Source organism: Archangium sp. (assembly GCF_036389735.1).
GTDB lineage: Bacteria > Myxococcota > Myxococcia > Myxococcales > Myxococcaceae > Archangium.
The window spans coordinates 1-6,346 of sequence record NZ_DASVWK010000856.1; the positions used below are offsets into that span (position 1 = coordinate 1).

7 protein-coding genes are annotated in these 6,346 nt (G+C 70.5%); 4 read left to right on the forward strand and 3 right to left on the reverse strand.

The features are described from left to right. Positions 1–692 (reverse strand): arginine N-succinyltransferase (locus tag VF794_RS30610; RefSeq protein WP_331116548.1); only part of this gene is annotated, 692 nt, incomplete at its 3' end. 313 nt (positions 693–1,005) lie between these two features. Between VF794_RS30610 and VF794_RS30615 the strand changes: the two genes are divergently transcribed. Together VF794_RS30615 and VF794_RS30620 are read left to right on the forward strand one after the other, a co-directional pair. Beyond that, positions 1,006–1,923 carry a polysaccharide lyase gene (locus VF794_RS30615; RefSeq protein WP_331116550.1) on the forward strand — a complete coding sequence of 306 codons (918 nt, stop codon included), beginning with the start codon at positions 1,006–1,008 and terminating at the stop codon, positions 1,921–1,923. A gap of 74 nt (positions 1,924–1,997) precedes the next feature. After that, positions 1,998–3,515, forward strand: coding sequence for a pyridoxal-dependent decarboxylase (locus VF794_RS30620; RefSeq protein ID WP_331116552.1), 1,518 nt, complete (start codon positions 1,998–2,000; stop codon positions 3,513–3,515). On the opposite strand, the gene VF794_RS30625 is transcribed toward VF794_RS30620, so the two are convergent. Beyond that, on the reverse strand, positions 3,502–3,804 hold the full coding sequence (locus VF794_RS30625; protein ID WP_331116554.1) for a hypothetical protein: 303 nt from the start codon (positions 3,802–3,804) through the stop codon (positions 3,502–3,504). The two genes, VF794_RS30620 and VF794_RS30625, sit on opposite strands and share 14 nt — an antisense overlap. Before the next feature lie 188 nt (positions 3,805–3,992). Between VF794_RS30625 and mug the strand changes: the two genes are divergently transcribed. Both mug and VF794_RS30635 read left to right on the forward strand, forming a co-directional pair. Next, positions 3,993–4,499 carry a G/U mismatch-specific DNA glycosylase gene (mug, locus tag VF794_RS30630; RefSeq protein ID WP_331116559.1) on the forward strand — a complete coding sequence of 169 codons (507 nt, stop codon included), beginning with the start codon at positions 3,993–3,995 and terminating at the stop codon, positions 4,497–4,499. 12 nt (positions 4,500–4,511) lie between these two features. Then, entirely contained in the window at positions 4,512–5,792 is a 1,281-nt protein-coding gene (locus VF794_RS30635; RefSeq protein ID WP_331116555.1) for a TIGR04013 family B12-binding domain/radical SAM domain-containing protein, read from the forward strand. A gap of 7 nt (positions 5,793–5,799) precedes the next feature. Here VF794_RS30635 and VF794_RS30640 read toward each other — a convergent pair. Then, positions 5,800–6,346 (reverse strand): AAA family ATPase (locus VF794_RS30640; protein WP_331116557.1); only part of this gene is annotated, 547 nt, incomplete at its 5' end.

Below are 6,346 nucleotides of genomic sequence, written 5' to 3' on the forward strand. Positions count from 1 at the left end.
GGGCCCACCTCGCCGAGCACCTTCTGCACGCGCTCGGGGAAGAGCGAGGCGTAGATGTCCGTGGAGGGGAAGAGCTCCTTGATGAACTCCTTGTTCTGCCGGCTGAGGCGGTCGGCCTCCAGGTAGGTGAGGCCGGTGAACTTCTTGCCGCACGCCTCCCACAGCAGGCTGCGCCCGTCGGGCAGCAGGGGCGGCAGCAGCTCGGCGAGCACCCGCGGGCGGAAGAGCCGCTTGTGCATGGCCATGAAGAGGAAGCGCACGTAGGACAGCTGCTTGCCGGGCTTGTCCGGCGTGGCGCGGTAGGGCGGATCCACCACCAGGCCGCCGATCTCCGTGGGGCCCTCGTAGTTGTACCCGATGGAGAGCACCTTGTGCCGGAAGTGCCGGCCGATGCTGGCCGAGTAGTGCTCGCGCTCTGACACGTCGAGGTAGATGTGCGGTGCCTCGTAGGTGCCGTGCTGCGCGATGATCATCGACGTGCCGATGATGAGCTCGTTGCGCACGTCCTCCAGGACGAAGAGGTACTCGCGATCGAAGGGGTTCTTCACCTTGCCCGCGAAGCTCTTCACGGACTTGTCGATGATGGCCTCGAGCGTCTCCTCGTTGTTGGGCAGGTTGACGGTGTTGAGCACCGCGGCGAGCCGCTTCAGGCCGGGCAGGTCGGTCTTCTGGACATCGCGCAAGACGAGCATGGGTGTACCCGGGTCCCCCCTCTCGTGAGGGGTAACCGCAGACGGGGGGTGGCACCATACACCAGCCCGGCATGCAGTCAGCCGCCCGCTCGCCATCTCGGATCGACGCGGCGCGTCGAGGGTTGACCGCCCGGCTGGCCGCCCGGTTCAACGTCTCGGCTTCCCTCTAGAAAAGACAAGCAACGGGAGGCAATCGCTCACTTGAAAGCTCGTCCCGCTGTCAAGGGAAAAGAAATAACAGCCGCTTGAAATAAAGGAGGGACATGAGACGGTGAGCCCCCCGTTGGAAGTCAAACATTGCCGAGGGCGTGCCGTGAAGAAGCTCCTGGTTTGTCTGCTCGCCGTGTTGGTGCCCGGGTGGTCGTGGGCTGGCATCGTCTGGAAGGGGGACTTCGAGACGGGCAACCTCAGCCAGTACTCGAGCACCCAGCGGGTGAGCGCGGACCGGCTGCAGCTGGTGCAGTCCCCGGTGCACCAGGGGCGCTACGCGCTCAAGGCCACGGTGAGGCAGGGGGATGACCCCATCAACGCCAGCGGCAACCGCAACGAGCTCGTCTACCAGGGACGCGAGAAGGAGGGCTCGGAGTATTACTACCGCTGGCAGGTGCTGTTCCCACAGGACTACCCCAGCGCGAGGACGTGGCAGGTCTTCACCCAGTGGCACCACTCGGGCTGCTGTGGTTCTCCCCCCGTGGAGTTCTTCGTCTATGGCGAGGAGATCCGCCTCACGCTCACCAACAGCGTGACGCCGTGGAAGGTGAAGCTGGAGCGCGGCGTCTGGCAGGACTTCATCTTCCACGTGAAGTGGTCGCCGGATCCGGCCGTGGGCTTCGTCGAGTTGTGGCACAACGGCCAGCGCGTGCTGTCGCGGTACGTGCACGCGACGATGTACCCGGGGGACAGCATCTACCTGAAGCTGGGCCTGTACCGCAGCGACACCATCCAGCCGGTGGGCGTCGTGTACCACGACGGTTTCGTGCAGGCGACGCAGCTGGAGGATGTGTTGCCCTCGTCCCCGCCCCAGCCGGAGCCGACGCCGGACACCGTTCCATCCCAGGGGGGCGAGGCGTCGCCCCCCGTTCCCCCCCCGAGCCCGTCGCCCGGCACCCCCGAGCCGACGTCGCCCGAGGCGGAGTTCTCCCTCCACGGCTGCTCGAGCACGGCCGGCGCCTCCTGGGTGCTGGCGGTGCTGGGTCTCGGGGGCCTGCTGCGTCGCACCCGGCGCCGGTAGGCGGGGGGCTCCACTCGGTACTACCCGTGCTCCGGGGGCCGGCGTATGAGGCGACCCCCGAGAGGAGACCCGAGATGAGCAACGCGCGTGAAGGGGCGGTGCCCCACTTGAGCGCCGAGGAGTTCCGGCGGCTGGGCCACCGGATGGTGGATTGGATCGCCGACTACTGGTCCCGGCTGGAGTCCTTCCCGGTACGCGCGACGGTGGCCCCGGGCGAGGTGACGGCGAAGCTGCCCGAGCACCCGCCCGAGGAGGGCCTCGGAGGGGACGCGGGCTGGGAGGCCGTCTTCCGTGACCTGGAGGACGTGGTGCTGCCTGGCATCACCCACTGGCAGTCGCCCTCCTTCTTCGCCTACTTCCCCGCCAATGCCTCGGGGCCCGCGGTGCTCGGCGAGCTGCTGTCCGCCGGTCTGGGCGTGCAGGGCATGCTCTGGTCCACCAGCCCCGCCGCCACCGAGCTGGAGACGCGCGTGCTGGACTGGCTGGCCGAGCTGACGGGGCTGCCGGCCTCCTTCCGCTCGGACTCGGGCACTGGCGGCGGCGTCATCCAGGGCACCGCGAGCGAGGCCACGCTGGTGGCCCTGGTGGCGGCGCGCGAGCGGGTGCGACGCAAGCTCGGCCGGGAGGCGGAGCTGGTGGCCTACACCTCCACGCAGGCGCACTCGTCCGTGCTGAAGGCGGCCATGCTGAGCGGCGTGGTGCGCGGCGTGTCGGACGACGTCCACCTGCGCCAGCTCGGCACGGACGCACGCTACGGCCTGCGCCCGGAGGCGTTGGAGCAGGCCATTCGCGAGGACCTGGCCGCTGGCCGCCAGCCCTTCTTCGTGTGCGCCTCGCTGGGCACCACCTCCTCGGGGGCCATGGACCCGTTGCGCACCCTGGGCGAGGTGCTGGAGCGCACGGGCTTCACCGCCTCGGGCGGCTGGCTGCACGTGGACGCGGCGTGGGCGGGCTCCGCGCTCATCTGCCCCGAGCACCGCGCCATGCTGGAGGGCCTGGAGGGCGTGGACTCCTTCGCCTTCAACCCACACAAGTGGCTGCTCACCAACTTCGACTGCAATGCCTTCTACACGCGCGACCGCAAGGCGCTGCTGGAGGCGCTGAGCGTGATGCCGGAGTACCTGCGCAACGCGGCCACGGCCAGCGGCGCGGTCATCGACTACCGGGACTGGCAGGTGCCGCTCGGCCGCCGCTTCCGCGCGCTGAAGCTGTGGTTCGTGCTGCGCCACTACGGCGCCAGGGGGCTGCGGGCCTACATCCGCGAGCACGTGCGGCAGGCGGAACTCTTCGAGTCCTGGGTGAAGGCGGACGAGCGCTTCGAGCTGGCCGTGCCGCGCTCGCTGGCCCTGGTGTGCTTCCGGCTGCGGCCGGGTCCGGGCGAGGAGCCCTCGGCCACGGACGCGCGCAACCGCGAGTTGTTGGAGCGGCTGAACGCGGGCGGCAAGGCCTTCCTCACGCACACCGTGCTGCCCGGGGTGGAGGGCGCGCCCGCGCGCTATGTGCTGCGCATGGCCATCGGCTCCGCGCGCACCGAGGAGCGGCACGTGCGGGCGGTGTGGGAGCAACTCACGGCGCTCGCTACTGGTCGATGAGGGGCTGAAGCACGCCGAAGCGCTCGATGCCCTGGCGCAGGGAAGAGCGCACCGCCTCGGTGATGGCCTCGTCGGAGAAGTTTCTCACGACGAGCAGCCCGGGCGCGGCGACGCAGAGCACCTGGTCGAGCTGGCGCCGCAGGTGCTCCAGGGTGAGCAGGCTCAGCCCGAAGCGTCGGCCGTCGCTCAGTCGGACGACGACGTCCAGGCTGCCGGACCGCGACGGGTCGAAGTCGTCGGCGACGAGCACGGAGCCAATCTTCCCATCCTCGATGTCGATGGAGCGCATGGTGGGACGACTGTAGCCGCCCGCCGGCTCGGGGAGGGGGCCTCGTGGCGGCCGACGTCCACCGGTGCACCCTTCGGGTGGGGATGGCAGCGCGCGGGAGACGGTATAGGTTGAGGCCCAGGGAGGAACGTTTGAAGTCATCCCGGAGGCCCACGAAGGAGGAGCTGCTCGCCGCGGTGGGCAGGACGATGCCGGACCTCATCGCGCCCGGACTGAAGGTCCTCTTCTGCGGCATCAACCCCAGCGTGTACTCGGCCGTGGTGGGCCACCACTTCGCGCGGCCGGGCAACCGCTTCTGGCCGGCGCTGCATGCCTCGGGCTTCACGGAGCGCCGGCTGGCCCCCCATGAGCAGCGGGAGTTGCTGGCGCTCGGCTATGGCATCACCAACGTGGTGGATCGCGCCACGGTGTCGGCGGACGTGCTGGCGGACGAGGAACTCGCCGAGGGGGGCCGGCGGTTGGAGCGGAAGGTGCGGCGCTACCAGCCCCGGGTGCTGGCGGTGCTGGGCATTGGTGCCTGGCGCACGGCCTTCGGGCACCCGCGGGCCTCGCTGGGGCCACAGCCGGAGTCGCTGGGCGGGGCGCGTGTCTGGGTGCTCCCCAATCCGAGCGGGTTGAACGCGCACTACCAACCGGAGGCCCTGGCGCGGCTCTTCCGCGAGCTTCGCCTGGCGGTGGAGGGCCTCACGGCGTAATTTCCAATGAAGATGTCGTCCACGTCCAAGGTCTCGCTCATCTTGAGCTATCAGTACCCAGGCAAGTACGCGTTCACCGTCCTCGCGGGCGCGGTGGAGGCGGACGCGGTGGGGCAGCACGTGTCCCTGCACTTCCCGAGGGATCGGGAGTCGTTGCTGGCCGCGGTGCGCCAGCGCCACGACGCGGGGGACCGGGTGGTGGTGGCTTGGTCGTTCTACTCGGCGAGCTTCCCCGCGTCGGTCGAGGAGCTGGCCTGGGTGCGCGAGCGGCTGGAGGGCCGCGAGGTGCTGTGCATCGCGGGCGGGGTGCACGCCACGGCGGAGACCGAGCAGACGCTGCGGGCGGGCTTCGATCTGGTGGCGGTGGGCGAGGGCGAGCCGGTGCTGCTGGACCTGCTCGGCCGGCTGGTGCGCGGGGAGGACCCGAGGCAGACGCGGGGCTTCGCGCGGCTGGTGGACGGGCGGATGGTGCCGCGGGGGCGGGGTGAGGGCGTGTTGCTGGACACCTACCCGCCGTTCGCGGCGAGGCACTCGATGTTCGGGGCCATCGAGATTACGCGGGGCTGCATCTACGCGTGCCGGTTCTGCCAGACGCCCTTCATGAGCAAGGCGCGCTTCCGGCACCGGAGCGTGGAGAACATCGCGCACTGGACGCGGGTACTGCGCGAGGCGGGCAAGCGGGACGTGCGCTTCATCACGCCGACGTCCATGTCCTACGGCACGGCGGACGAGTCGGTGAACCTGGAGGCGGTGGAGCGGCTGCTGGCCAGGGTGCGCGAGGCGATGGGCCCCGAGGGGCGGGTGTTCTACGGGACGTTCCCCTCGGAGATACGGCCGGAGCACGTGACGCCCGAGGCGCTGGCGCTGCTCAAGCGCTACGTGGACAACGACAACCTCATCATCGGAGGGCAGTCCGGGAGCGAGCGCATCCTCCAGGCGAGCCACCGCGGGCACGACGTGGAGACGGTGGTGAGGGCGGCGAGCCTGGCGGTGGAGGCGGGCTTCGTGCCGAACGTGGACTTCATCCTCGGGATGCCAGGAGAGGCACCGGAGGACGTGAGGGCGACGCTGACGCTGATGAAGCGGCTGGCGGACCTCGGGGCGAAGGTACACGGGCACACCTTCATGCCGTTGCCGGGGACGCCGTACCGGGACGCGCCCCCGGGCTCGGTGGACGAGGAGACGCAGCGCGAGCTGGACAGGCTGGCCTCCCAGGGCCGGCTCTACGGCCACTGGAAGCAGCAGGTGAAGCTCGCGAACGGCATCGCCGAGAGACGTCAGCCGCGACGCTGATTCCCCCTCACCCGGCGAGCACCGTCGCTCCCCCCGCCTTCTCCAGGGGCAGGACGGTCGCCCCGGCGTGCTCCTCCAACACGGAGGCCAGCTCGCGCGCGTGCGTGGTGACGAAGACCTGGCCCCGCTGGCTCGCGGTGGCGATGAGGCGCCCCAGCGCGGGCAGGAGCGAGGGGTGCAGGCTCGTCTCCGGCTCGTTGAGGGCGAGGAAGGGCGGGGGCCGGGGGGAGAGCAGGGCGGCGAGCAGGCACAGGTAGCGCAGCGTCCCGTCCGACAGCTCCGCCGCCTCCAGCGGGCGCATCAGCCCGGGCATGTGCATGTGCAGGGAGAAGCGCCCGGCCTCGCTGGCGAGCTCCAGCCGCGAGCCGGGGAAGGCGCTCTCCACCGCGGCGTGCAGCGCCCGGGGGTCGCCAATGTCCTGGATGGTCATCAGCGCCGCCGCCAGGTCCCTTCCGTCATGGGCGAGCGCGGGCGTGCGCACCCCCACCTGCGCCTGGCGCAGGGGAGACAGGGGGTCGGTCCGGAAGTGGTGGTAGAAGCGCCAGCGGAGCAGC

Bases quoted from the DNA above. Each gene is read 5' to 3' on its own strand.
- VF794_RS30620 (WP_331116552.1), top strand. From the start codon at position 1,998: ATGAGCAACGCGCGTGAAGGGGCGGTGCCCCACTTGAGCGCCGAGGAG.
- VF794_RS30625 (WP_331116554.1), bottom strand. From the start codon at position 3,804: ATGCGCTCCATCGACATCGAGGATGGGAAGATTGGCTCCGTGCTCGTC.
- mug (WP_331116559.1), top strand. From the start codon at position 3,993: ATGCCGGACCTCATCGCGCCCGGACTGAAGGTCCTCTTCTGCGGCATC.
- VF794_RS30635 (WP_331116555.1), top strand. From the start codon at position 4,512: ATGTCGTCCACGTCCAAGGTCTCGCTCATCTTGAGCTATCAGTACCCA.